24 protein-coding genes are annotated in these 24199 nt (G+C 68.7%); 10 read left to right on the top strand and 14 right to left on the bottom strand.

The genetic code is table 11. The features are described 5' to 3' along the window. Positions 1-116: 116 nt before the first annotated feature. Complete coding sequence (locus NNI01S_RS11620) at positions 117-1511, top strand: DUF5933 domain-containing protein (RefSeq protein WP_063917415.1); 1395 nt, start codon at positions 117-119, stop codon at positions 1509-1511. A gap of 67 nt (positions 1512-1578) precedes the next feature. On the opposite strand, the gene NNI01S_RS11615 is transcribed toward NNI01S_RS11620, so the two are convergent. The 7 genes from NNI01S_RS11615 to NNI01S_RS11585 all read right to left on the bottom strand — a co-directional run bounded on the left by NNI01S_RS11615 (position 1579) and on the right by NNI01S_RS11585 (position 7957). Continuing rightward, positions 1579-2967: an AMP-binding protein gene (locus tag NNI01S_RS11615; RefSeq protein ID WP_063020121.1), complete on the bottom strand. Its 1389-nt coding sequence runs from the start codon at positions 2965-2967 to the stop codon at positions 1579-1581. Beyond that, the gene (locus NNI01S_RS11610; protein WP_063020045.1) at positions 2960-3562 is read right to left on the bottom strand and encodes an energy-coupling factor transporter transmembrane component T family protein; all 603 of its coding nucleotides are present in this window, start codon (positions 3560-3562) and stop codon (positions 2960-2962) included. Before NNI01S_RS11610 ends, NNI01S_RS11615 begins: the two co-directional genes overlap by 8 nt. After that, complete coding sequence (locus tag NNI01S_RS11605) at positions 3559-4239, bottom strand: energy-coupling factor ABC transporter ATP-binding protein (protein WP_063020044.1); 681 nt, start codon at positions 4237-4239, stop codon at positions 3559-3561. The genes NNI01S_RS11610 and NNI01S_RS11605 overlap by 4 nt, the downstream gene beginning before the upstream one ends. A 69-nt stretch (positions 4240-4308) precedes the next feature. Further along, the gene (locus NNI01S_RS11600; protein ID WP_063020043.1) at positions 4309-5436 is read right to left on the bottom strand and encodes a thiolase family protein; all 1128 of its coding nucleotides are present in this window, start codon (positions 5434-5436) and stop codon (positions 4309-4311) included. After that, positions 5433-6554, bottom strand: coding sequence for an AMP-binding enzyme (locus NNI01S_RS11595; protein WP_063020042.1), 1122 nt, complete (start codon positions 6552-6554; stop codon positions 5433-5435). The genes NNI01S_RS11600 and NNI01S_RS11595 overlap by 4 nt, the downstream gene beginning before the upstream one ends. Next, a complete protein-coding gene (locus NNI01S_RS11590) occupies positions 6547-7131 on the bottom strand; it encodes a biotin transporter BioY (protein ID WP_174554391.1) in 585 nt (194 codons plus the stop codon). Before NNI01S_RS11590 ends, NNI01S_RS11595 begins: the two co-directional genes overlap by 8 nt. 127 nt (positions 7132-7258) lie before the next feature. After that, positions 7259-7957 carry an NUDIX hydrolase gene (locus NNI01S_RS11585; RefSeq protein WP_063020041.1) on the bottom strand — a complete coding sequence of 233 codons (699 nt, stop codon included), beginning with the start codon at positions 7955-7957 and terminating at the stop codon, positions 7259-7261. A gap of 134 nt (positions 7958-8091) precedes the next feature. Between NNI01S_RS11585 and NNI01S_RS11580 the strand changes: the two genes are divergently transcribed. Then, on the top strand, positions 8092-9828 hold the full coding sequence (locus tag NNI01S_RS11580) for a DUF3556 domain-containing protein (protein ID WP_063020040.1): 1737 nt from the start codon (positions 8092-8094) through the stop codon (positions 9826-9828). 150 nt (positions 9829-9978) lie between these two features. On the opposite strand, the gene NNI01S_RS11575 is transcribed toward NNI01S_RS11580, so the two are convergent. From NNI01S_RS11575 to NNI01S_RS11560, 4 genes are all read right to left on the bottom strand, one after another. Beyond that, on the bottom strand, positions 9979-10806 hold the full coding sequence (locus tag NNI01S_RS11575) for a nucleotidyltransferase domain-containing protein (RefSeq protein ID WP_063020039.1): 828 nt from the start codon (positions 10804-10806) through the stop codon (positions 9979-9981). A gap of 172 nt (positions 10807-10978) precedes the next feature. Next, a complete protein-coding gene (locus tag NNI01S_RS11570; protein WP_063020038.1) occupies positions 10979-11974 on the bottom strand; it encodes an alpha/beta hydrolase in 996 nt (331 codons plus the stop codon). Positions 11975-12410: 436 nt separating this feature from the next. After that, on the bottom strand, positions 12411-14729 hold the full coding sequence (locus NNI01S_RS11565) for an ATP-binding protein (RefSeq protein WP_063020037.1): 2319 nt from the start codon (positions 14727-14729) through the stop codon (positions 12411-12413). 123 nt (positions 14730-14852) lie between these two features. Continuing rightward, a complete protein-coding gene (locus NNI01S_RS11560) occupies positions 14853-15098 on the bottom strand; it encodes a hypothetical protein (RefSeq protein WP_157114704.1) in 246 nt (81 codons plus the stop codon). Between the two features lie 310 nt (positions 15099-15408). Here NNI01S_RS11560 and NNI01S_RS11555 point away from each other — a divergent pair, with 310 nt between their 5' ends. From NNI01S_RS11555 to NNI01S_RS11540, 4 genes are all read left to right on the top strand, one after another. Further along, complete coding sequence (locus tag NNI01S_RS11555) at positions 15409-15795, top strand: nuclear transport factor 2 family protein (RefSeq protein ID WP_063020035.1); 387 nt, start codon at positions 15409-15411, stop codon at positions 15793-15795. Between the two features lie 7 nt (positions 15796-15802). Beyond that, positions 15803-16210 carry a winged helix-turn-helix transcriptional regulator gene (locus NNI01S_RS11550; RefSeq protein ID WP_245676076.1) on the top strand — a complete coding sequence of 136 codons (408 nt, stop codon included), beginning with the start codon at positions 15803-15805 and terminating at the stop codon, positions 16208-16210. A gap of 30 nt (positions 16211-16240) precedes the next feature. Then, entirely contained in the window at positions 16241-16891 is a 651-nt protein-coding gene (locus NNI01S_RS11545; RefSeq protein ID WP_063020034.1) for a response regulator, read from the top strand. A gap of 65 nt (positions 16892-16956) precedes the next feature. After that, complete coding sequence (locus NNI01S_RS11540; protein ID WP_063020119.1) at positions 16957-18702, top strand: sensor histidine kinase; 1746 nt, start codon at positions 16957-16959, stop codon at positions 18700-18702. Positions 18703-18774: 72 nt separating this feature from the next. On the opposite strand, the gene NNI01S_RS11535 is transcribed toward NNI01S_RS11540, so the two are convergent. Continuing rightward, on the bottom strand, positions 18775-19707 hold the full coding sequence (locus NNI01S_RS11535) for a universal stress protein (RefSeq protein WP_063020033.1): 933 nt from the start codon (positions 19705-19707) through the stop codon (positions 18775-18777). A gap of 268 nt (positions 19708-19975) precedes the next feature. On the opposite strand from NNI01S_RS11535, the gene NNI01S_RS11530 reads away from it, so the two are divergent. The 4 genes from NNI01S_RS11530 to NNI01S_RS35590 all read left to right on the top strand — a co-directional run bounded on the left by NNI01S_RS11530 (position 19976) and on the right by NNI01S_RS35590 (position 23387). After that, entirely contained in the window at positions 19976-20503 is a 528-nt protein-coding gene (locus tag NNI01S_RS11530) for a flavodoxin family protein (RefSeq protein WP_063020032.1), read from the top strand. 211 nt (positions 20504-20714) lie between these two features. Beyond that, on the top strand, positions 20715-21623 hold the full coding sequence (locus tag NNI01S_RS11525) for a universal stress protein (protein WP_063020031.1): 909 nt from the start codon (positions 20715-20717) through the stop codon (positions 21621-21623). Between the two features lie 13 nt (positions 21624-21636). Continuing rightward, positions 21637-22494, top strand: a complete 858-nt coding sequence (locus tag NNI01S_RS11520) for a universal stress protein (RefSeq protein WP_063020030.1) — start codon at positions 21637-21639, stop codon at positions 22492-22494. Further along, the gene (locus NNI01S_RS35590; protein ID WP_174554390.1) at positions 22491-23387 is read left to right on the top strand and encodes an SRPBCC family protein; all 897 of its coding nucleotides are present in this window, start codon (positions 22491-22493) and stop codon (positions 23385-23387) included. Before NNI01S_RS11520 ends, NNI01S_RS35590 begins: the two co-directional genes overlap by 4 nt. Here the strand turns inward: NNI01S_RS35590 and NNI01S_RS11510 are convergent. Then, positions 23340-23753, bottom strand: a complete 414-nt coding sequence (locus NNI01S_RS11510; protein ID WP_063020029.1) for a DUF302 domain-containing protein — start codon at positions 23751-23753, stop codon at positions 23340-23342. The two genes, NNI01S_RS35590 and NNI01S_RS11510, sit on opposite strands and share 48 nt — an antisense overlap. Before the next feature lie 32 nt (positions 23754-23785). After that, positions 23786-24055 (bottom strand): metal-sensitive transcriptional regulator, encoded by a 270-nt coding sequence (locus tag NNI01S_RS11505; protein WP_062969963.1) that lies wholly within the window; start codon positions 24053-24055, stop codon positions 23786-23788. Positions 24056-24199 lie beyond the last annotated feature (144 nt).

The following is a 24199-nucleotide window of genomic DNA, read 5'->3' as shown; positions in this document are numbered from 1 at the left end:
GCCGTTAATGTCCTGTTTACGATGTCTCGGTGCTTGTGAACGACGTGCGAGGAAGCTTGACCCCACCGGGCGAGCGAGTGGGTATCGGAGAGCTTCGGGAGCGTCGGTTCCGGCCGGTGACCGTATGGTGCGGCATCGCGGGCATCGTGCTCGCGCTGGCCGGCGGCGAACTCATGGCCGCGCACATCGGCGCGCTGGGCCCGTTGACCAGCCTGTTGCGGGACTACGCCGGAACGCCGAAGTCGGCGACCACACCGTGGGCGGGATTCCTACTGGCCCTGGTAGGGATCACGACGCGCGCCCGCGTCGGCGCCGTCGCCGCGGCGATCGCCATCGACCTGGTGTTCGTGGTGATCAGGACAGTCGAGGGACGGCCGTTCACCGTCGGCAACGGTCCGACCATCGTGCTCACCGCACTGGCGGTGCTCGCGGTCGTGCGATGGGACGAACAGCGCCGCCGCACGGCGTTGCGCACCATCGCTTTCGGCGCCCTGCTGATCTGCGCGACGAAGATCAGCGAGATCTGGCTGGATATCACCGCGTGGGCCTGCCCGATGGTGCTCGACCCGTACGTCCAAGTCGCCGATCGCGTCCTCGGCAACCCGTCCTGGCTGGTCGGGCACGCGCTGGACGCGGCGGGACCGGTGGCCACGGGCGTGGTGCGCTGGGTCTACTTCGAGCTTCCGCTGGCGGCCGTCCTGGTCGCGGCCTGGCAGTTGCGCGGCGTGACGACCGGCGCGTGGCCACGGCACTACCTGGTACGGACGTTCCTCACCCTCGGCGTGGTGGGGCCGATCTGGTACGTGGCCTTCCCGGTGGTGGGGCCGGTGCTCGCGTACGGACCGCAAGGGCTGGGCTTCGAGATCGCCGATGTCTGGCCGAATACCGTTCCGGCGCTGCCCTCCTCGATCGAAGCGCTGCGCTTCGACGGCATCACCCCGCGCAACTGCATGCCTTCCCTGCACACCGCCTGGGCGCTGTCGCTGTTCATCCACTCTCGGCGCGGCCCGCTGTGGCTGCGCTGGGGCGGCGCGTTCTGGCTGGTGTGCACGCTGCTCGCGACGCTCGGACTCGGCGCCCACTACGGCGTCGACCTGGTCGTGGGCGCGGCGTTGTGCCTGACCGTCGAATCCGCGCTGCGCGATCCGGACCGGGGCTGGGATCGCCAGCGCATCCGCCTCGTGGCGACGGGTGTAGCCGTCTGCGCCGGGGTCCTGCTGGCCATTCGCTTCTTCGCCCTGCAGATGGCCGCGCACCCGCTCGCGTTCGGCATCGTGATCCTCGGCGCGCTCGGCGCGCTGGCGATCATGTTCTACACCACGTGGTTCGGCTCGTCGTCGGTGGCGCCGGCAGCGGCGAGTGCAGCCGCATCGGCCCAGCGCGAAGCAGGTGACGCCCAGCCGGAGTCCCTGTCGGCTCCGGCTGCGACGGGGGCCACAGTCATGCGGGCGGGCACCACGGCGTCCTGCGCTGTGCCGGAGCGCCGAGTCGGCCGACACACGCCGCGATGACTTCACCGGGCGGCCGTCGATACCGCTGACAAAGGTGCGGCGACCACTGGCCTTCGGTCGTCAGCGGTCAGCCGCGCCAGCGATGCGCGGCCAGCGTCGCGGCCAGCGCTGAGCGATCGAGCTTGCCACGCGGTGTGCGCGGCAGGCTGTCCACGATCAGAACCTGCACCGGCATACTCGGGCTCGGCAGACTCGCGCGCAGCCGCCGCCAGATCTCCTCCGGGCCCGGTGCTGCCGGGTCCACCACGATCGCCGCCGCGGGCGCCTCCCCCATCCGTGCGTCCGGCACGCCGATGCACGCGGCCTCGGCAACACCCGGAATCGCCGTGAGCGCCGCTTCGACCGCGGCGGGTTCCACATTGAGACCCGCCCGGATCAGCATGTCGCTCTCCCGGCCGAACAAGCGAAGGCGCCTACCGGTCACCTCGCCCCGGTCGCCGACGGTCATCCAGCCGTCGACCGGACCGCCGGCCACGCCGTCGGCGGTGAGGTAGCCGTCGAACAGCATGTCACTGCGCACGTAGACGAGGCCGTCGCGAACGCGGGCCTCGACACCGTCGAAGAGTTCGCCCGCCGACTTCTCGTCGGTGCTGCCCAGCCCCCGGTCGAAGGACACGAAGCTCAATTCGGACGCACCGTAGAAGTGCACGAGCGAGGCATTCGGCAGTGCCTCCTGCAACGCTTGCCGTCCCGTGCGAGGCCACCGGGCAGCCGAGGACAGCACTTCCCGGACGCCGCCGACCGGACCGATCCCGGCCCGCACCACGTCCCACGCGATCGTCGGCACCGAATACAGCTGCGTCGCACCATCGTTCAGCGCATCGGCCACCGGGCGCAGATCCACCGTCGCGCCCCGGGTCAGGGCGTGCAACCCGCCGTACAAGAAATGCGTGTGGTCCAGTACGCCCGGTACCGACACCCGGTCGCCCGCGCCGATGTCGAAGGTGCGGTCGGAGCGATCCAGCGTGGTGGCCCACGACCGGTGGTCGCGCACGAAGAGTTTCGGCTCGCCGGTGGTGCCGGAGGTGATCCCGACCAGGAGTTCGGCGCTCGGGTCCACCGGCCCCACCGAGCCCGCGGATTCCAGTGTGGCAACCGTCCGCACGGTTCCGTCGAACCCCAGGCGCCGCAACCGCCGATGCTGGGGCGGCGCGGCCACGACGGCTCCCGGCTCGGTGAGCGCCAGCACCCGGCGCAACTGCGCGGGCAAGAGATGACGATGCAGCAGCACGACACTCACCCCGGCGTGCATCGCCGCCGCCACCGCGACCAGCGATTCGACATCGGAGGTGGGCAGCACGGCCACCCGCCGCATGCCGTCGAGCCCAGCGGCGACGCGAACGACCTTCGACCAGAACCGCTCGTAGTCGACCCGCTCGCCTCTCGCGATCACGGCGGTCGCCGCCGGATGCGCCGCGGCCTGCCGCGCGATCCGCGCGGCGAGCAGGTCAGGCATCGTCCACTCCTCGCGCGGCGAGGGCGTCACCCATGGCGTCGGCCGTCCGCAGCGCCCGCACCAGCACCGGCGTGACCAGCGCCGTCATCGACCACTGCAGACCACGAGCGCGCCGCGCCTCGGCGACGTCGTGCACGATCCCGGCCAGCAACGGCACACACCGGATGGCCAGTGCCAGTAGTAATCCGGCTCGCTCGGGATCGACACCCACCCGGCGCAGCGGCCCCAGCCACCGGGTCACGGCGTCCAGCATGTCGGTCACCCGCGTGGTGAGGGTGAACAGCGCCGCGAGCGCGACCGAGAGCACCAGCACCCCGCACACCACCGCGGCCCGTGCGGGCGAAGTGATCAGCACTTGGAACACGGCGATGAGCAGCAGCATCCACAACAGCGGGCGCAGCTGGGCCAGCGCGACTCGCCACGGAATCCCGGCCACCGCGAACAGTCCCGCCACCAGCCCGGCGGCGGCCAGCACCTGCGGCGGAGTCCGAACGAACACAGAGCAGGCCACGATCGACGCCAGCAGCAGCACCAGTTTCACCCCGGCCGGTAGCCGGTGCAGCGGGGAATCGCCGGGTCGGTACAGGCCGATCACTCGACCGCCGCCCGGTAGGCCGCGACGGCATCGCCGGGCGTTCCGTCGAACGCCACCGCTCCGTCGTCGATCACGATGACGCGCTCGAAGCTCTCCAGCAGAGACAGCTGATGCGTCACGACGATCACCTGCTGGTCCACGGCATCCAGCGCACTCGCGACGACCTTGGCGTTGCGCAGGTCCAGCAGCGTGGTCGGCTCGTCGGCGACGATCACCTCCGGCCGCCGGATCAGGACCGCGCCGAGGGCGAGCAACTGTTTCTGACCACCGGACAGCAGATGCGAAGGGTGTTCGGCGTGGCCCGCGAGCCCGAATCGTTCCAGGATCTCCTCCACGCGCGCCGCGATCTCCGGCTTGCGCAACCCGCTGCGCCGCAGCGAGAACGCGAGATCCTCGGCAACCGTCGGCATCACGATCTGCGTATCGGGATCGGTGAAGACGAACCCCACCTTCCGCCGTACCTGCGCGCCCTTGCGGGCGGCGTCCACGCCGTCGACGGTGACCGTACCGGAACTCGGCGTCAGCAAGCCGTTGATCATGCGCGCCAACGTCGATTTGCCGGAACCGTTGGAGCCGATGATGCCGACGCGGCGTTCGGTGATCCGCAGGCTGATGTCGCGCAACACTTTTCGTTCGCCGAAACGGTGGCTCACCGAGTCGAAGACGATCTCACTCACGACGGCGCCCCGCTGACGATGGTCGGGCCGTGCGCGACGGCGCGCTGTGTCCACGGCTCGCCCGCGCACTCACGACACACGCTCCACGAGCACGGCGATCCCCTGGCCGCCGCCGATGGCGCAGGCCGCGAGACCGAGCGCCGGGCCGTCCGCGCGCAGCATCTGGCTCGCCAGCCGCACCAGCAGGATGGCTCCGGACGCGCCCCAGGGGTGCCCCATCGCGATGGCGCCGCCCTGCGGGCAGATCGACGACTCGTCGAGGCCCAGCTCGTCCGCCACCGCCAGCACCACCGAAGCGAACGCCTCGGTGATCTCGACGACGCCGAGGTCCGACACGCCGAAGCCGGTTCGGCGCAGCACTTTACGGATCGCGGGTACGGGCCCCAGGCCGGGGTACGCCGGGTCGGATCCGGCGACCGCGCAGCCGAGGATACGCAACGCGGGCAGACCGGCGGCCATCGCCTCCGTGGTGACCGCCATGGCCGCGGCTCCATCGGAGATACCGCAGGAATTGCCCGCGGTGGCCGTGCCGTCGGCGCCGAAGCTGGGGCGCAGGCGTGCGAGCCGGGCCGCGGTCATGCCCGCCCGGATGCGCTCGTCCCGGTGCACGTCGCCGATCGGCACGATCTCCGCGGAGAAGTCGGCGGCCGCGGCGAGGGTGTGCGAGCGGGCCGCGTAGGCGTCCTGCCGCTCCCGGGCGATACCGCGCGCTCGCGCGAGATCGTCGGCGGCCGCGCCCATATCCGGATCGGGAAACCCCGGTGGCGCGAAGGGAGCTCGGGTGTAGCGCACCGGCCCGGCATCCCCCACCGGCGGCCAGAAGCGCCATGGGGCGGTGCTCGCCGACTCGACCCCTCCGGCGAGGACGAGGTCGTCCGCGCCGCTGCGCACGCGCAACGCCGCCTGCATCACCGCGTCGAGGCCCGACCCGCACTGCCGATCCACGGTGACCCCCGGAACGTGCACACCCAGTCCCGCCCGCAACGCGGCGACCCGGGCGGGATCGCCGCCCGGTCCCAGGCAGTTGCCGAGCACCACGTCGTCCACCTCGGCGTCGATGCCCGCGCCGCGCAGCGAGGACAGCACCGCGCGCAGCACGGGAGCGGCCAAGTCGGTGGTGGTCAGATCCGCGAATCCGTGTCCCGCGTTACCGATCGGCGTGCGGCGCGGCGCTACCAGAACAGGGACCGGGCTCATGTCAGCAAGTCTTTCAGCCTGCCCCTGGCCACCTTTCCGGCCGCGGTCCGCGGCAGGGCGGGCAGTGGCACCCAGCGGCGCGGCACAGCCTCCTTGGCGAGCATGCGACGGGCTCGCGACCGAATCTCGTCGAGTCCGGCGCCGTGCTCCAATTGCACAGCGGCCGTGACCGTTTCGCCGAACACCGCATGCGGCGAGCCGATCACGGCCACCGCGGCGATGCCGTCGAGCGATTCCAGCACACGTTCCACTTCCTCGGCGACCACCACGGTGCCGCCGACGTTGATCGCGCAGTCACCCCTGCCGAGGACGGTAAGTTCACGGTCGTCGCCCAGTTCCGCGAGGTCGCCGACGCCGAACCAGTCGGGCGCGCCCAGCACACGGTAGGGCGATCGGACGTAGAGCAGTCCGTCCCGGACTTCGGCCTCGACGCCGTCGAGCAGCCGCATCGGCTCGGGCACGCGCCGCGCCGCCACCAGCGATACCTCCGAGGAGCCGTAGTACTCGACGACGTCGATGTCCGCGGCCGCCGCCAGCGCACCGTCGTCGAGTGCGATACCCGCGACGATCGCGGTGCGCAGGCGCGGACAGGTCCGCACCACCTCCCGCAGTATCGCGGGAACCGCGTGCACGACGGTGGCGTGCGCCGGGTCGTCGGTGACGCACGCGCCGCGCCACAGCGCGTGCAGCGCGCCGAACAGGTGCATGGTCGCGTGCAGTGGACCGGTGATCAGCACGCGGTCGGCCGGTGCGACACCGCTGATCGCGGTGAACGCGGGAAAGCTGTCGTACCAGGAGGCGGCCGTCCGCGCGAGCGGCCGGGGACGGCCGGTGGAGCCTGAGGTCGCCACCAGCAGAAACGCCTCGGGCGGAATGCCCGTACGCTGCGGCCGGGCAGCGGGGTTCTCGACGCGGACCGGGATGCCGCGCCGTGCGGCGGCGCAGACACAGATCAGCGCCTCCGGAACCGGGAGGTCCGACGCGTCGTAGACCGCCGCGCCGGGATCGTGGTCGATCCACTGCTCGATCGCGCGGTCGAGGTCGCGGTAGGTGTAGCGGCGGCCGCCGATGTCGATGGCAGGCGCGTCGCCCGCGCCGCCGAGTTCGGGACTAGGCACGGACCAGACCGGGATACGCGCGGTGCACTCCCTTGGCCACCACGCTCGCGACGACGACTTTGAGCAGGTCGCCGGGAATGAACGCCCAGTTCGTGCTGACCGCGGCCCCGAGGCCGAGATCGGTGCGCAGCAGCAGGCCCACGGTGCCGAAGAGATAGATGATCACCAGTCCTCCGACGGTGTTGATCAGCAGGCCCAGCGCGATCGGGTATTTCGGCAGGATGCGGGCGGTGCACAGGCCGATGAACAGCGCCGCGGGGATCCAGCCCAGCAGATATCCAGCGCTCGGACCCGCCAGCGCCGTCAGGCCGGTGCGGCCGCCGGACAGCAGCGGCAGGCCGATCATCGTCAGTGCCAGGAAGACCAGGACCGCGGCCGTCCCCTTGCGTGCTCCGAGCACGGCACCGGCCAGGATCACGCCGAGGGTCTGCACCGTGATCGGCACCCCGCTGAACCCGACCGTGATGGCGCCGGGCAGACCCAGCGCCGCGATCAGCGCGGCGAAGACCGCGATCTGCGCCATGTCCCGCGCCGAAATCCCGACCCTCGGCTCCCGAGAGTTCTCGACACCTTCCACGACAACCCTCCGCATCGAACTTGAACGACGTTCAAGGTAGCAGCCCGGGTGCGGTGACGCGCGAGATGGCTCGCCTGGGACCGCGCCCGCGCAAAGGTGGGAGACCTTGCCGCCCCCCGCGGGCGACCTAGTGATGGGTCCAGTCGGGTTGAGTGAAGTGCGCGACGCGGGCAGCCGAGGGACTCGTGCCGAGCAGGACGACTTCGCGGAATTGCCACAGCAGCGCACCGGTCGGTGCGTGAATGGTCATCTTCGGGCCCAGCCGCATCTGCAACAGGCCGGCCGCATCGGCCGGGGCCGCATCGTCGCGCAACTCCGCTTGCCGCACCGCGTCCTCGGGCCGGACCCAACGAGGCGTGTCCTCGGCGGCGAGCCGGGCGAGATCGACGAAATGGACGGAATAGACCTCGTCCGGGTTCGGCCGCAGCCGCGTGGCGTCGGTCAGCGCCAGGACCAGAGGCGTGATCGCGAAACCGGACGCGGCCGGAAAGTCGTCGAGCGCGCCGAGCAGATCTTCGGGCCGCGCGTGCAGGCCCAGTTCTTCGTGCAGCTCGCGCAACGCGGCTTGCTCGGCGGTCTCGCCTTCGTCCAGGCGTCCGCCGGGCAGGCCCCACTGTCCGGCGTTGCGGCCCCGGTAGGCCCGCTTGATGACGATCACCGACAGCGGCCCCTCGGGCTCCTCCACCACGCACAGCACGACCGCCGCGCGGCGCATGCCGGGCGCGTCGGCCACTGCGACGCGAGGAAATCCGCACAGGCGAGAGTGCGCGAGCACGCGGAACTCCTCGATGCTCGTGGGCAGCGGCACTCTCGGGGCGGGGTCCATGGCTTCGATCTTGCCCGACCGCCACCGAGCACGTGCGCCTGGTAAGTCGTTGACAGCGACTGTCGTACCTGTCACCGTATCGGGAACCTCGGGCTCGGACCGCGCCCCTGGCGTTCTCGATCGGAGCGTGCTTGATGGGGTTTCTCGAGCCCGACCTACCGGTGGTCGACATGGCCGAATGGAGCAAAGGCACGCGTGGCGAACGCATCCGCCCCATGGCCAGGCACTGGGCCGAGGTGGGCTTCGGGACGCCCGTGGCGCTGCACCTGTTCTACGTCGGCAAGATCTGCCTCTATGCGCTCGGCGGCTGGCTCGTCGTGCTGACCACCGCGGGCATCGACGGATTCACCGACGTCGGAGTCTGGTGGTCGGAGCCGATCGTCTTCCAGAAGATCGTGCTGTACACGCTGCTGTTCGAAGTGGTGGGGCTGGGCTGCGGGTTCGGACCGCTGAACAATCGGTACTTCCCGCCGTTCGGCTCGATCCTGTATTGGTTGCGCCCCAACACCATTCGGCTGCCGCCATGGCCCGGCCGGATACCGTTCACCGAGGGCGACAACCGCACGCCGGTGGACGTCGCCCTGTACGCGGCACTGCTGGCGATGACGACGGTCGCCTTGCTGTCCGACGGCACCGGTCCCATCTCCGAACTGGACACCAGCGTGGGATTGTTGCCGCACTGGCAGATCGCCACGATTCTCGGCCTGCTGACGGTCCTCGGTCTTCGCGACAAAGTCATCTTCCTCGCCGCCCGGGGCGAGGTCTATGCCACGCTCACAGTCGCGTTCCTGCTCCCGGGAGCCGATTCCGTGGTCGCCGCGAAGATCGTCTTCGTCGTCATCTGGATGGGCGCGGCTACCTCGAAACTCAACAAGCACTTCCCTTTCGTGGTCTCCACGATGATGTCCAACAGTCCGGTGTTCCGGCCGAAACCACTCAAGCGCGCGTTCTTCGAACGCTTTCCCGACGATCTGCGGCCGGGGCGGTTGTCGCGCGTCTTCGCCCACGGCGGCACCGCCATCGAGCTGTGCGTTCCGCTCGTGCTGTTCTTCTCCTACGGCGGGTGGCCGACGGCGATCGCGGCACTCGTGATGGTGTGCTTCCATCTCGCGATCCTGACCGCCATTCCCATGGGCGTGCCGTTGGAGTGGAACGTCTTCATGATCTTCGGAATCGCCACGCTGTTCGTCGCCCATGCCGACCTCGGTCTGGGCAGCGTGGGAAACCCGCTACCGGTGGCGGCGCTGTTCTTCGTGATCGCGGGCGTCGTGATCGCGGGAAACCTGTTCCCCCGCAAAATTTCCTTCCTGCCCGGGATGCGCTACTACGCGGGGAACTGGGACACCACGATGTGGTGTGTCAAACCCTCGGCCGCGGAGAAGATCGGCAAGCACATCGTCGCCGTAGCGAGCATGCCGCAGGCTCAGCTGGAGCGGTTCTACGGCAAGGATCGCGCGCAGATCCCGCTGTATCTCGGATACGCCTTCCGGGCCATGAACACCCACGGCCGCGCACTGTTCACGCTCGTCCACCGCGCCATGCCGCCCGGCCGCGAAGACGAGTACACCCTCACCGACGGCGAGCGTATCTGCAGCACCGCCCTCGGCTGGAACTTCGGCGACGGCCACCTGCACAACGAACAACTCATCGCGGCCATGCACCGACGCTGCCACTTCGAACCCGGCGAAGTACGCGTCGTCCTCCTCGACGCCCAGCCGATCCACCGCCAGACCCAGCAATACCGCCTCGTCGACGCGGCCACCGGCGAGTTCGAACGAGGAGAAGTACACGTCGCCGACATGGTCACCCGCCAACCGTGGGCCGACGACGTGCCGGTGCGCGTGCACCACAGCGCGGGAGAGCGGGAGTAGCGCCGTCCGGCCCCACGGACTGGCACCCGACTCGGGTAGATTTATGTTTGAATGCGCATATCCAAGTATCGACATGTTCCCAGTCGCGTTCCCATCGGACTCGAGCCTCCGCGCCTCCCACGCGAAGCGCCGCGGAGACCGCCCTCTTCGTCAGCAGGATTCCATGTCCGCTCGGTGACCGGCCGCCGACTGGTTCGCCGCATCGACGACTCGCTCCCCCACCCAGGCCAGGAAGGCTCGAACGTCCTCGCTGGGCAGGGGAAGTGACGCCGAGCGGGGGCGCTGGAAGCTGCGCAGCGCCGTTTCTATGAGGGGGCGGAAATCTGGCTCCTGCGTCGCGATCAGTTGTGCTGCCGAGCGTTTGGCCGACCAGCGGCCGGTCTGGCAGAACGTGACCGTCCGGCAGCCGTTCAGTACTCGGTTGTCCCCGAGATGCCCTTCTCCCCCGGCGTGTTCGCGGACCGAAGCCAGTATCGCGGCGTACAAGTCGCGCGGCGACGGTGCTGCGATGACTTGCCGCACGGGCGTTCCGTACAGGAGACGCCCGGCCTGGTGCGCGATGGAACGATCGATGACGTACCAGAAAGCCGGTGATTCCGACGGATCGAAGCTGACCCGATTCGGCAACATCGGACCGGTGTTGAGGTCCATCACGTAACCGGCCGCGCCGGAGGGTCCGGCGATGAAATCCGCACCATAGACCACCAGTTCCAGCCCGGCCGCGGGGCAGGGCAGCGCGGGGTGCGCGAGCGACTCGGCCAGTTCACGCAGCGCCTGCGCGGGAAGCAGCGGGTCGGCGACAATCGCCACGTCGACGTCGCTTCGCCCGTGCCTATAGTCCCCGAGCGCGATCGACCCCACGGCGAAGACACTGACCAGGTGAGGTCCGCAGACCGCGCGGGCGCGGCGCACGAGACCGTCCAGGTACGGACGCAGCTCGGCCGGAAGGGAGCGGGGCTCGACCAGGGCGTCGGTCATACAGGCCAGTATCCGCCGAGTCGGCCCCGGGTTGTTCCTCGATCTGCCGGACTTCGGCACGCCACCGTGTCGCGAGGCAGTGATGAGGTCGCTATCGAACACGCACGTTTTCTTCGAGAAGGGCTTCGCGTGTGATGGCGCCGGCAACCGGCCTATCCGACCGCCCCGCGATTCAGTGTGGCAGGCCCAGCCCGTCGGCCAGCACCGGCCACGAATCCTTCAGCGCCTCCTGCCAATAGCCCCAGGAATGAGTGCCGGTGGGCTGGAAGTCGTAGGTGGCCGGGATCCCGAGCGCGTTCAAGCGGTCCCGCATGTTGTGCGTGCACCAGTTCACCGCGGCCTCGATCAACCCGCCCAACACCAGCTGGTTCAGATAGCCACGCGGTCCGGGCTGGGCATACTCGCCGTTGTAAGTGTCATACATGCCCGGTACGCCTGTTCCGGTGGACAGGAACAGGCGTATGCCGCGTAACTGGTCGGCGTGCAGGTAGGGGTCGTTGGCGGCCCACATCGGATCCTCGGGTGGGCCGTACATGTTCTCGGTGTCACCGCCGCCCCAGCTCTCCACGGCGAGTTTCACGAACTCGCGCCCGATCGGATCGCTGACCTGCGCGCAACCGCTGTAGGCCGCGACCGCCTGATACAAGCCGGGTTCGGCGATCGGCAACTGCAGCACCGAAGTACCCGAGGTGGACAGGCCCGCGATGGCGTTCACGCCCGTGGTACCGAACTCCGCATCGATCAGCGGCGGCAGTTCCTCGGTGAGAAACGTCTTCCACTTGTACACACCGAGTTTGGGATCGGGTGCGCGCCAATCGGTGTAGTAACTCCAGCGCCCGCCCACCGGCTGCACGACATTCACGTCCTTGTCGGCGAGGAAACGCAGCACATCGGTGTTCTTCTGCCAGGTCGCGCTGTCCTGCCCGCCGCCGCCGCCGTTCAGCAGATACAGCGTCGGCCGTGGCACCGAGCGGTCGGCCGGGCGCAACACCTTCACCATGATGTCCTGCCCCATCGCCGCGGAATGCACCCGCACCTGGACGGTCCGATCGTCCTCCGCCCAGGACCCGGTAATCGACGCCGCGTCGGCAGTCGCGCTGGGCGACGCCGCGACCACCCCTGCGGCCAGGGCGGATACCGTCGCCAGCACGACGAGCACGTATGCCATCGAGCGGCAGGCCGTTTCGATTCTCGCGCGTGCGTTGCCCGAATCGGTAACGGCTGAAGCCGCACATACAGCACCGACGTCGGCACTTCGTTTCATCGCTTGCTTTCCTTCAACTGTCACGTTCGTCTACCGGCACTGATCCCAACCGACTCACAAGTTCCGCCAACGCTAAAGCCGGAGAAGGCGGCGCACTTTCTCGGTTCGACGGGTCTGGACACCTCACGAATCGGGGCGGATGCCCCTGAGGGTGCGACACAAGTAGAGGCAAGGCCATGCGTCAGTTCCTGAGCGTGACGAGAAGCGAGCTGCGCTCGCCGAGCCGGACATTCGCGGGCGCGAAGTTGCGGTGCCACCGACCTGCCCGCCCCGGCCTGGCCGTGGCTGGTTCCCGAAACGGCGACCGGCCCGATCGAACATTGGTAGCTATACGCGTAACTCAGCGTGCTCGGTGTTCTCGCGCCGTCCACGCGGCGACCTGAGCCCGCGACGCGAAGCCGAGTTTGCCGAGGATGTTCTCGAGATGCCGGTCGACGGTACGCGGCGATACCACGAGCCGTTCGGCGATCTGGCGATTGCTGAGGCCCTGCGCGACGAGTTCGGCCACCTGGCGCTCGCGTGCGGTGAGCACCACGTTGTCGTCCCGTTCCGCGGCTGCGACGGCGCACTCGCGGCGGTCGAGTGCGTAGGCGATCGCCTGATCGTGATCGAGCCCTTCGCCGCGGGCGCGTTCCGCGCGCAGCGCCGCTTCGGGCAGGCTCGCCGCAGTAGTGCGCTCGCAAGCGTCGTGCCACTGCGCGATATACGGTCCGAACGCCGTGATCGAGCTGCCGATGCGCCGCCATTCCGCTCCGATCGCGCCCAGCAGCCGCGCCGCACGCCGGTGATCGCCGCGCGCGGCGGCGATCCAGGCCATCAGCTCGATCATCAGAGCCGTGGCCACGCGATCGTTGAACCGGCGCTGGATCTCCAGTGCGGCGCAGGTCGTGGCCGCCGCCTTGCCGTGCTCGCCGTGGGTGTACTGGTCGAAGGCCAGGGCCCACAGGGCGCAGGACTTGCTCCATTGCTCGCCGCGCTTGTCGGCGAGCTCGATCCCCCGCCGGGCCGTCTTCGATGCCCTGTCGTCACCGGCGTGCACTTGCGCCATGGCGAGCTGGAACAGAGTCAGTCGGACGGCATTCTCTTCCTCGGGAAAATCGGCGACGACGCGTTCGAACATCGTGATGGCCTCCGCGAGGTTGCCGCGGAACAGCGCTGACGAGCCACGGAGGCTGGTGGCCCAGGCGATGGCCCCCTGGTCGCCGACCGCGGCGGCGCGGGCGACGCACTCATCGAGTGCCTGGTCGGCGTCGTCAGGGCTGCCTTGCAGCAGCATCACCCATGCCACGGCCCACAGCGCCGGTATTCGTTCGGTGTTGTTCTGGTCCGCGCCGTGTAGCGCTCGATCCATCCACCGGCGTCCCTCGCCGAGGAATCCGTCCGCGCACCAGTGGTAGCGCAATGCGGTCACCAGAGCCAGAGCCTCGTGGGTGGCGGTCGGCTCCCTGGTCGCCCACTCGAGTGCCGCTTGCAGATTCGCGTGCTCGGCGCGCAGCTCGGCCAGACCGGCCGCCTGTCCGGGTCCGTCCCACGCTTCGGCGCTGCGCTCGGCGAGAGCGAGGTAGTAGTCGCAGTGCCGTTTGCGCAAGACGTCGGTCTCCCCCAGTTCGGTCAACCGGTGCCATCCGTACTCCCGGATCACCTCCAGCATCCGATACCGCGGCAGGTCGTCGGTCGGGACGAGGACCACGATCGATTGCGCGACCAATTGGTCGATCAGATCCAGGATCTGATCGCGCGGCAGGTCGGGGCCGCTACAGGCGCCCTCGGCGGCGGCCAGACCGAACCCCCCGGCGAAGACCGACAGTCGCGCCCACAGCAATCGTTCCGCGGGCCGGCACAGCCCATAACTCCAGTCGATCAACGCTCGCAGTGTCCGCTGTCTCGGCGCCGTGGCGCGGGTGTCCACCGCCAGCAGCGCGAAGCGGTCCTCGAGTCGGGCCAGCAGTCCCCGCAGCGACAGCGACCGTAGCCGGGACGCGGCCAGTTCGATGGCGAGCGGTATCCCGTCCAGCCGGTCACAGACCCGGATTACGGCGTCGGTGTCGCATTCGGCTTCGGTGAGTCCCGGACGCACTGCTCGTGCGCGTTCCAGCAGCAGGGTCGGCGCTTCGAACGCCGTCAGCGCCGTCGGGGTGACGGGCGTGTCCGGCACGGGCATCGACAACGGCAGGACCGGGTAGACATGCTCGCCGACGATGCCGAGCGCCTCCCGGCTGGTGGTCAATATCCGCAGTTCGGCGCAGGACCTGAGCAGCCGGTCGCACAAGTCGCCACACGCTTCCACGAGGTGTTCGCAGTTGTCCAGGACGAGCAAAGCGCGCAGGTCGGCGAGATGGTCGAGGAGTTGCTCGTCGACGCCGCGGTTGGACAAGTCGACGACGCCGAGACTGGTCAGCACCGCGCGCCCCAGTAGATCGGCGTCGCTCACGGCGGCCAGATCCACCAGCCACGTCCCGTCCGGGAACAACTGGCCGGACGCGGCCGCGACCTCGGTGGCCAGCCGCGTCTTCCCGACCCCGCCCACTCCGGTGAGCGTCACCAGCCGGGCGGTCGCGAGCAGTTCCCGGACGCCACGGATCTCCCGTTGCCGTCCGACAAAGCTGGTGATCGGGAAGGGCAGGTTGCCGATCACCCGAGCGGGCTTCCGCCGCGGCATGAGATAAATCTAGCCGCGCGGAAAGGACCCGCGAGACCAGTTCCGATAGATGTGCCGGGCGCGGTGCCGTTACCGGTGGCCGGGCGACGTCGAGGCTGCCCGGCGAAGGGCGGTCCGCCGTCGTCAGTATGCGCGACGCATCGGAATGAGCTCACTCCAGAATTCGTGCCGCACGGCGTCCCAGAGCTTCGCGAGCCCCGGGAGAAGTTCTCGCGCCTGGGCGAGATCCGGATAGGCGTCGGGACCGAACGATATGACCGGCGCGGCCTCAGCCGCGCTGTGCACCGCGACGATCGAGATCAAGTGGTTCGAAGACAACGACCACGACACGCGCAGCCCGTCCACTTCGATTCGACGCACATCAACCATCTTCGATCACCCTTGCCATACGCCTAGCTCATGCCTGATCGGATCCTCGGCGGCACGCGGTGACCGCAGCTGGACGACCGGCAGTCGACCTCGATCTCCCACTCGCAACCGATGGCTCGAGCATCACAGACCCGTCCGGCTCCGGCATGCGTAGAGTCACCCACTTCTACACCCATATCCGCAGCTCGCATGGTCACCGCCGCGTCGGTTCGCGGATGGGATGAGGAGCGCGGCCCGTAGGCGACGGCACAGCGGCGAGAGTCCTTCGATTCCGGTGGCGGCCAGCCCCTTGTGCCTCTATTTTAGAGGCATGAAGCAATCGCAGATACTCTCGGCGTGGCGAGCGGGTGATACGGCGTCGCTGGCGGCGATGGTGGCCGAGGACGCGACGTTTTCGAGCCCGGTCGCCGACTACCACGGTCGCGCGAACGTGTTGCACATGTTCGAGCTGATATCCCAGGTCCTCGGAGAGGTGGATCAGGCACAGCCGTACAGCGGCGAGCGCGGCACGGTGTATCGCTTCACCGCCCTGGTCGCGGGCCGGCAACTGGAGGGAGTGCTGCACGAGGAGCGCAACGAGGCGGGACAGCTGCTGCGCATCACCTTGTTTCTGCGGCCGTTTGCCGCGCTCCGAACAGCGATCGGTGCGATGGGCCGGTTGCTCGAGCAGTCACCACTGCCCGCACCGGCCGGGTGAGGGACTCGTGAAGTCCGTTCCAGAACCGGGCAAGCCGGTCCGGGGATCGGCCTCCGGACGCCCGATCATGGCTTTGCTGGATCTCGTCGGGCGACGCTGGGCGCTGCGCGTCCTCTGGGAACTCCACCGGGCTCAACGCCCCCTCACCTTCCGTGAACTGCGCAACCACTGCGACGACATGTCCTCCAGTCTGCTGACCCGCCGGCTCCACGAACTCGGCGCGACGCACATCGTCGAACGAGCCGCGACCGGATACACACTGACCGAATCGGGACGGCAGCTCATCGATCATCTCCAGCCGCTCACCGAGTGGGCGGAAGTGTGGGCCGGGCGGCTGAGCGAGGGTTGCCGTCAAGGGACCTCGGTCACCGATCCGAGGTCCAACTCCGAGCCGAGCCGACCGCAGGCTCCGTAGTCTGAAGTGACAGCGCGAAAGGGGTTTTCCATGGTCAAGGTGTTCCTGGTGGACGACCACGAGATCGTCCGCCGCGGCGTGGCCGACCTCGTCGACCTCGAGCCGGACCTGGATGTCGTCGGGGAAGCGGGCAGCTACTCCCAAGCACTGGCCCGCATACCCGCGCTCCGCCCCGATGTCGCCGTGCTGGACATGCGGCTGCCCGACGGCAACGGCATCGAGCTGTGCCGCGAATTGCTCTCGGCCGATCCACACCTGCGCTGTTTGATCCTCACGTCCTTCACCGACGAGCAGGCCATGCTCGACGCCATCCTCGCCGGAGCCAGCGGTTACGTGGTCAAAGACATCAAGAGTCTGGAACTCGTCCACGCCATCCGCGTGGTCGGCGCAGGCAACTCGCTGCTGGACAACCGAGCGGCCGCCGCGCTCATGGCCAAGCTCCGGTCGGAAGCGGAGGCCAAGACCGGTCCGCTCGCGGCTCTCACCGACCAGGAACGCACTCTGCTCGCGCTGCTCGGCGAAGGCCTGACCAATCGGCAGATCGCCGGCCGAATGTTCCTCGCGGAGAAGACGGTCAAGAACTACGTGTCGCGACTGCTGACCAAGCTCGGTGTCGAACGCCGCACCCAAGCGGCGGTACTCGCCACCGAGCTGAAACGGCGGGAACTCCCGTCTCGATAGGACCGCTCGGCCTCGGCGATCGACCACACGGGGGCCGAAGGCTCGATCGTGACAGAATGCGGTCCATGGAGGGCCCGCGGTACACGTCCGGATGGAACGGCCGGACCTCGGTCACGGAGACCTTGTCCCAGTTGCGATTACGTGAGCTGCTCATCGAGGTCCAGGACCGGATTGCGCAGATCGTCGACGTCCGCGACCGCATGGACCGGCTCATCGAAGCCATGCTCGTGATCACCGCGGGCCTCGACCTCGACCACACGCTGCGCACCATCGTGCACACCGCCATCGAACTCGTCGACGCGGGTTACGGCGCACTCGGTGTCCGCGAGACCGACGAGCACAGCAACCACCTAGCCGAATTCGTCTACGAGGGTATCGATGACCGCACCCGCGTCATGATCGGCGACCTCCCGCGCGGGCACGGCGTACTGGGTCTGCTCATCGAGGAACCCAAACCCCTGCGATTGAGCAGAATCGCCGACCACCCCGCCTCGGTCGGGTTTCCCGCACACCACCCGCCCATGCACACCTTCCTCGGTGTTCCGGTCAAAGTGCGCGACGAAGTATTCGGCAACCTCTACCTGACCGAGAAGGCAGACGGTCAGGAGTTCACCGAAGACGACGAGGTCGTCGTCCAGGCCTTGGCCGCCGCTGCGGGCATCGCCATCGAAAACGCCCGCCTGTACGAACAATCCAGGATCCGGCAACAATGGCTCGAAGCCATTCGCGACGTAGCCACCGAACTATTGGCCGGCGGCGAACCCGAGGAGGTCCTGCAGCTCGTCGCCGAACGCGCCCTCACGCTGACCGCCTCGGCGATCACCTTCCTCGCGCTGCCCGAGGACCCCGATATCCCCCACGACGAAGTGACCGAACTCGTGATCGTCGCGGCCGCAGGCCCGGGTTCCGAAGCGATGAACGGGCGACCTGTGCGGGTGGACCGATCGCACGCGGGCAGAGCATTCCGGACCGGACGACCGGTCGTGGTCGAGGAGCGGCTCGCCGATGCTCTTGCCGAAACGGCGCCCGAGACAGGCCCTACCGTGATCCTTCCCCTGCGGGCGCGCGGCTCGGTCGTCGGCGTTCTCGCATCGCTGCGGAGGGCGGGAGCGCCCCCGCTCGATACCGCCACCCAGGCCATGATGGCGGCTTTCGCCGATCAGGCTGCCCTGGCCCTGCAATTGGCCGACACCCAGCGCCGGATGCGCGAACTCGACGTGCTCTCCGACCGCGACCGCATCGCCCGCGGCCTGCACGACCACGTGATCCAGCGGCTGTTCGCGGTGGGCCTCGCGCTGCAGGGCACGGCGCAACGGGCGCGGGCGCCCGAGATCAAATCTCGGCTGATGGACACCATCGACGACGTGCAGAGCATCGTTCAGGACATTCGCCACTCGATCTTCGACCTGCAGAGCAACACGACAGCCGACTCGTCGAAGTATCGGAAACATCTGCACGGCATCGTGGTGGATATGACCGCCGACACCGGCCTGCGGACCAGCGTCCGGCTCGCCGGACCGGTCACCGTCCTCGCGCCACCGCTGTCCGACGACGTCGAGGCGGTGCTGCGGGAAGCGGTGAGCAATGTGGTCCGGCATGCGGCCGCGAGCACGGTGGTGGTGGAACTTCGAGTCGACGACGATGTCACGATCGAGGTGACCGACGACGGCGCGGGCGTTCCGGAGGACATCGCCCGACGCAGTGGGCTGGCGAACCTGGCCGCACGGGCCGAGCACGCCGGTGGCCGCTTCAGCATCGTCAACCGGCCCGCAGGTGGCACCGTGCTGCACTGGACAGCGCCGCTGCCGTGACCGGAATCGCCGACCGGCGTCCGTCGTGAGACCGCCGGGCGTGAGCGGTTGCCAGTGCCGGTCTGTGCTCCGCTAACTGCGGAGGTCGTCGCGCGGGTGGACCACCATCACCGGGCACGCCGCGTGCTGCACCAGGGTGTTGGCTGTCGAACCGAGCAGCATCCCCGCGAACCCACCGCGCCCGCGGCTGCCCACGACGAGCAGCTGCGCCACCTTCGACCAGTCCAGCAGATGCGGTGCGGGCGCGGACACCTCGACCTTCCGGGCGACCCGGACTTCCGGGAACTTCTCCTGCCAACCCGCGAGACGCTCGGCGAGAATCGCCTGTTCCAGATTGTCCAGGTCGAGTTCACCCAAGCTGGTGTGCCCGGCGAACCGGCCGAGGTCCCAGTCGCTCCAGACATGCACGGCCACGAGTTCGGCCCCGCGCTCGGCGGCTTCGGTGAACGCCGCGGCGATGGCCGCTTCACCGACCGGGCTGCCGTCGACGCCGACGACCACCGGGCCCGAGGCGTGCACCGTGGGGCCGGCGTCGGGATCGGTGCGCACGACGATCACGGTGCCACGCGCGTGGGCGGTCACGGCCAGCAGCGTGGAGCCCAGATGGGTGAATGTTCCGGCTGCACCGGTCGCACCGAGCACGACCGCATACGCCTCGGCGCTGTGTTCGAGCAGCAGTTCCCGACCGGTGTCGGTGGACACGCGAGCCGAGATACGCAACCCGGGCGCCATCGAGCGGGCCAGGCGTTCTGCCCGGGCGACCATGTCTTCGCCCTGTTCGCGCGCCGCATCGAGGACCGAGGGAACGAGGACCTCGTAGTCACCCAGCACCCAACTGGTACCCACCAGATCCATACCGTGCAGGATCTCGAGTTCCCGTCCGCGCCCGGCCGCGAACTGCGCGGCCCACCGCAGCGCGGTCCACGACCCCTCCGAACCGTCCACGCCGACGACGACCTTCGCCGTCGCGAGATGATGCGGGTCGTCGAATCGCTGCTCCGTCATGGGGACCTCCCGAGCCTGTGTGATTGTGGGCGCCCGACCGAGCGCCGCCCCCAACGGTATGAGCGGGGCCGCACCCGCGGATGCGGCTGATCGTCCTCGAAAGGTGGGCCAAAAGACCACATGGCGAACGCCCCTCGGGCCACGAGGAGCGGCACCTCCAGCACAGGGCGAAGGTCCCGTGGCGTTGGTCGGTTCGACTCTGTTCCGTCCGCTCCCGTCCGTCCTAGCGTCGGAGTAGCCCAAGTACAGCGCAGAGGAGCGACTCGTCATGCGCGCGCGGATAATCTACGAATCGATGTTCGGCAACACTGCGGCGGTGGCCGACGCCATCGCGCAGGGACTGGGCGAACACGCCGAGGTGGAAGTCGTGCATGTGTCCGCGGCCGCGGAAGTGTGCGGGCCGACGCTGAACCTGCTCGTGGTCGGCGGCCCCACCCACGCGTTCGGGCTCAGCCGCCCGCAGACGCGCCGCGACGCCGCCAAGCTGACCGATATTCCGATCGCGACCGGCATCGGGGTAAGGGAATGGCTCGCGGCCACGTTGCCGGTGCCTGCGGGGCGACGCGCGTTGGCGTTCGGCACCAAGGTCGCCAAACCACCCTGGTTGGCCGGCTCGGCCGCGCGCGGCATCGGGAAACGACTGTGTCGATTGGGCTATTCCCTCGCCGATCAGCCGGTGGACTTCCTGGTCGCCGACACGACCGGCCCACTCGCGCCGGGCGAATTGGACCGTGCCCGAGTGTGGGCGCGCCGGATCGCCTATACCGAACTCGACCGCATCATGCACCACGCCTGACGGCGGACGTGGATCTCGTTGCCCGCGTCTACCGCTGCCGCCCAAGGGTGTGCCACGAACCCGGAGGTTCCGGCGCATTCGGGTCCGCGGGAGCCACCCGGCCATGCTGCCGAAGGACCTCGGTATTCGGGACCAACGCCAGGCGTTATGCGACCTCGCCGATCCCTACTCTTCGAGTACACAAGCATCGCCCTCCGAAGGGACACTCCCTATGTCCGCCTCACTCCCGGACAACCCGCACCAGCTGGCGTCCGCTGCCGTGGTCGTCGGTATCGACGGTTCCGAAAACTCCGATCTGGCTGCGCAGTGGGCTGCCGAGACGGCCGCCCGGCGCAGACGCAGGCTACTGATCGTGCACGGCCTGGATCTGGCAGCGACCCAGGCTGTTTTCGGCATGTACGACCTGGTGGTGCCCGCGGTCGCCCAGCGCGCACGAGAGCAAGGCGCAGCCCGATTGGCCTGCGCCGCACGGTTGGCCCGCCGCGTCGATCCGGGACTGCGAGTCGACACCGAATTGTCGCCCGCCCACCCGGCCACCCTGCTGATCGAACGCTCCGCCGCCGCCCACCTCGTGGTGCTGGGCGCTGGACAGGGCGGCGAGCTCGCGCATATCGGCTCGACACTGCTCGCGGTGACCGCCCACGGCCACGGCCACATCGTGGTCGTGCACGACACCGGCAGTGAGCAACGCACCCGCGGCGACGGACCCGTCGTCGTCGGCGTGGACGGCAGCTCTGAAGCGGAAGCCGCGGTCGGCGCGGCGTTCGCCGAAGCCGAAATTCGCGGGGCTTCGCTCGTTGCAGTCCATGTCGCCGGCGACTTCGACTTCCATCCCGGTGCCTCCGAACTCCTTCCGGTCCGGGAACTCGAAACCGCCGCCCAACTCGTGCTCGCCGAGCAACTCGCCGGTTGGCAGGAGAAGTATCCCGAGGTCGAGGTCACTCGCAAGGTCGCCGTCGCCAGGCCACGCACCCTGCTCACCGCATGGTCGAAATCCGCGCAACTCCTCGTGGTCGGCAGCCGGGGCCGCGGCGGGTTCCGCGGCCTGCTGCTCGGTTCTGTCGGCAATTTCCTTGTCCAGCACGCCCATTGCCCGGTCATGGTCGTCCACGAGGCATAGAGGAAGCGAAGCCATGCCTTCCGACATCAATCCGCCCGTCCTCGTCGGTGTCGACGGGTCGGAGTCCGCGCTCGCGGCCGTGCGCTTCGCAGCGGCCGCCGCAGCCCATCGTCACGCACCGCTGCACATCGTCGACTCGATTCCGGCGCCGACCGATTTCGGGCCGGGCGTCGCACTGGAGCAAATCGACTACGACATCTACCGCAGTCGGGCAACCGCGGCACTCGAGGCCGCGCGAGAAGCCGCCGCGACCGCGTCCGCACCGATCGGCGCACTCGAGATCGCCACCGAATCGGCCGAAGCGCCTCCGATCCCGGTCTTACGCGACCGCTCCAAGGGCGCGCGACTGCTCGTGGTCGGCACCCACGGTCTGGGCGCCTTCAGCCGCACCATCCTGGGTTCGGTGAGCACGGCACTGGCCCGGCACGCCGCGTGCCCGGTCGCCGTGGTTCCCGTCGATGCCGAGCGCGCGGACGGCCCCGTCGTCGTGGGAGTGGACGGCTCGCCGCAGAGTGTCCGCGCCACCGAGATCGCCTTCGACGAAGCCGCATACCGGGGTGCCGAACTGGTCGCGGTGCACACCTGGTCGGAGTTCTTGCGCTACGACTCGCGCGCCGAAATGCAGCAGGAGGGTGCGGAATTGCTCGCCCGGAGCCTTGCCGGGTACAGGGAGCGGTATCCGGAAGTGCCGGTGCGGTGCATCGTGGTGGAAGACCGCCCGGCCAAGCGACTGCTCGAGGTCGGCGAGAACGCGCGGCTCATCGTCGTGGGCAGTCATGGGCGCGGCGGTTTCGCCGGAATGACCCTCGGTTCGGTGAGTCAGGCGGTGCTGCACGGGGCCACGGTGCCCGTGATCATCGCCAGGTCGTGAAGCTGACCGCCGCGCTCCCTCCAACCGGATCATTCCAGACGATCGAACAGGCGATGTGCCCTGAGTCGATCCCACAGACCGCTCAGCCGGCACCGGAGCCGGATGCCTCGGGCGGGCGTCACACTGCCGCGTGCTCACGCGGCGCATCGAAGGAGAAGCCGGACGTCATGGACACGACGATGCTCACCGCGACCGTTGAATCGGCTATCGGACGGCTGACCGGAAATCGGTTGCGGGCCAAGTGGTTGACCTGGGGAGCCTGCGGGGAAGAGATCGCGCGGGTGATGCCGGGCGACGATTTGTTGATAGACGCCGATATCGTCTCGACTCGGGCGATCACGATCTGCGCGGGCGCCGACGCGATCTGGCCGTGGCTGGTTCAGCTGGGACCCGGCCGCGGCGGCGCGTATACCTACGATTGGATCGAGAATCTGCTCGGCCTCGATATGCACAGCGCCGAGGAAATCCTGCCGCAGTTCCAGAACCTCGCGGTCGGGGACAGCTTTCCGCTCGGCAAGTCCGGTCCGCGTATGCGTGTCGCGATTCTCGAAAGCGAGCACCATATCGTCTTCGCGTCCGAGGACGGCCGCTGGGTGTGGGCCTTCGGCCTCTATCCGATGGGTGGTGCGGCGACCCGGCTCGTGAGCCGCAACCGCATCGCGCTGACGGGGGCGTCCGCGTTCGCGCGGCTGTTCACCGTGCTCGTGATGGAACCGGGCAGCCTGGTGATGGAACGGAAGATGCTGCGCGGTATCGCACAGCGAGCCGAGCGGCTCGGACGCCGGCACCGGCCATCCGAAACATCGGAAGCGCCCACGCAACCGGAGACGCCCGCGCGGGGCACGTCATCGGCTGCTGCGCAGGGTGCTCAAGGAGTCGATGGCAGCCTGTAGCTTGACGGCCGCTCTCCTGGCTACGGATTGCAGAGCCGGTTCATTCGTGACCTCGACCAACAGTTGCGGATTCATCGCTTCCACGATGACCTCGGCGTCCGAGTCGGGGTTCCGGCGCACCGCGACGTTGCAGGGCAGCAGGAGCCCGATCTGCCGGTCGATGCCGACCGCCTCGTGGGCCAAGGACGGATTGCAGGCCCCGAGGATCAGGTAATCCTCCATGTTCTTGTCGAGTTTGGCTTTCAGGGTGGCTCGGAGGTCGATCTCGGTGAGGACGCCGAACCCCTGCTCGCTCAGGGCGGTCCGGGTCCGGGCGACGGCGTCGTCGAAACTGGTGTGCACAGTGGTGGACAGTCCCAGATCCATGGTGCGGTCCTTCCGTAGCGGGCGGTTGCTGGTCAGGCGAGAGCTAAGAACAACTTCTCCAACTCCTCGACGGTCATCGGATTCCGTCCGTCGACGGCTTGGCCGGTGAGGCATTCGCGCAGTCCGGTCGCGACGATCTTGAACCCGGCGCGGTCGAGTGCGCGGGAAACCGCGGCGAGCTGGGTGACCACATCTTTGCAGTCCCGGCCCTGCTCGATCATGGCGATAACGCCGGCGAGCTGACCATGCGCGCGCCGCAGTCTGTTGAGCGTTTCGGTGAGGGCGGTTTCGTCGCCGACCATGATTGCGCCTTCCTGCTCCGTCAGCTACCCATAATACCCCTACGGGTATAGTCTGCCTACTTAAGCCGATATACCCCTGGGGGTATACTGGTTCCGACTATACCCCGGCCCATATGTCTCCGTATGCCGACGACAGGAGGATTT

The organism is Nocardia niwae NBRC 108934 = DSM 45340, from assembly GCF_001613465.1.
Classification (GTDB): domain Bacteria; phylum Actinomycetota; class Actinomycetes; order Mycobacteriales; family Mycobacteriaceae; genus Nocardia; species Nocardia niwae.
The sequence above is the reverse complement of the archived record's forward strand: the minus strand, read 5'-3'. Positions and strand labels throughout refer to the sequence as shown.

Coding starts and splice junctions, on each gene's coding strand:
- NNI01S_RS11615 (WP_063020121.1), bottom strand. CDS start 2,967: ATGCCTGACCTGCTCGCCGCGCGGATCGCGCGGCAGGCCGCGGCGCAT.
- NNI01S_RS11600 (WP_063020043.1), bottom strand. CDS start 5,436: ATGAGCCCGGTCCCTGTTCTGGTAGCGCCGCGCCGCACGCCGATCGGT.
- NNI01S_RS11585 (WP_063020041.1), bottom strand. CDS start 7,957: ATGGACCCCGCCCCGAGAGTGCCGCTGCCCACGAGCATCGAGGAGTTC.
- NNI01S_RS11580 (WP_063020040.1), top strand. CDS start 8,092: ATGGGGTTTCTCGAGCCCGACCTACCGGTGGTCGACATGGCCGAATGG.
- NNI01S_RS11575 (WP_063020039.1), bottom strand. CDS start 10,806: ATGACCGACGCCCTGGTCGAGCCCCGCTCCCTTCCGGCCGAGCTGCGT.
- NNI01S_RS11570 (WP_063020038.1), bottom strand. CDS start 11,974: ATGGCATACGTGCTCGTCGTGCTGGCGACGGTATCCGCCCTGGCCGCA.
- NNI01S_RS11565 (WP_063020037.1), bottom strand. CDS start 14,729: ATGCCGCGGCGGAAGCCCGCTCGGGTGATCGGCAACCTGCCCTTCCCG.
- NNI01S_RS11560 (WP_157114704.1), bottom strand. CDS start 15,098: ATGGTTGATGTGCGTCGAATCGAAGTGGACGGGCTGCGCGTGTCGTGG.
- NNI01S_RS11555 (WP_063020035.1), top strand. CDS start 15,409: ATGAAGCAATCGCAGATACTCTCGGCGTGGCGAGCGGGTGATACGGCG.
- NNI01S_RS11545 (WP_063020034.1), top strand. CDS start 16,241: ATGGTCAAGGTGTTCCTGGTGGACGACCACGAGATCGTCCGCCGCGGC.
- NNI01S_RS11540 (WP_063020119.1), top strand. CDS start 16,957: ATGGAGGGCCCGCGGTACACGTCCGGATGGAACGGCCGGACCTCGGTC.
- NNI01S_RS11535 (WP_063020033.1), bottom strand. CDS start 19,707: ATGACGGAGCAGCGATTCGACGACCCGCATCATCTCGCGACGGCGAAG.
- NNI01S_RS11530 (WP_063020032.1), top strand. CDS start 19,976: ATGCGCGCGCGGATAATCTACGAATCGATGTTCGGCAACACTGCGGCG.
- NNI01S_RS11525 (WP_063020031.1), top strand. CDS start 20,715: ATGTCCGCCTCACTCCCGGACAACCCGCACCAGCTGGCGTCCGCTGCC.
- NNI01S_RS11520 (WP_063020030.1), top strand. CDS start 21,637: ATGCCTTCCGACATCAATCCGCCCGTCCTCGTCGGTGTCGACGGGTCG.
- NNI01S_RS11510 (WP_063020029.1), bottom strand. CDS start 23,753: ATGGATCTGGGACTGTCCACCACTGTGCACACCAGTTTCGACGACGCC.
- NNI01S_RS11505 (WP_062969963.1), bottom strand. CDS start 24,055: ATGGTCGGCGACGAAACCGCCCTCACCGAAACGCTCAACAGACTGCGG.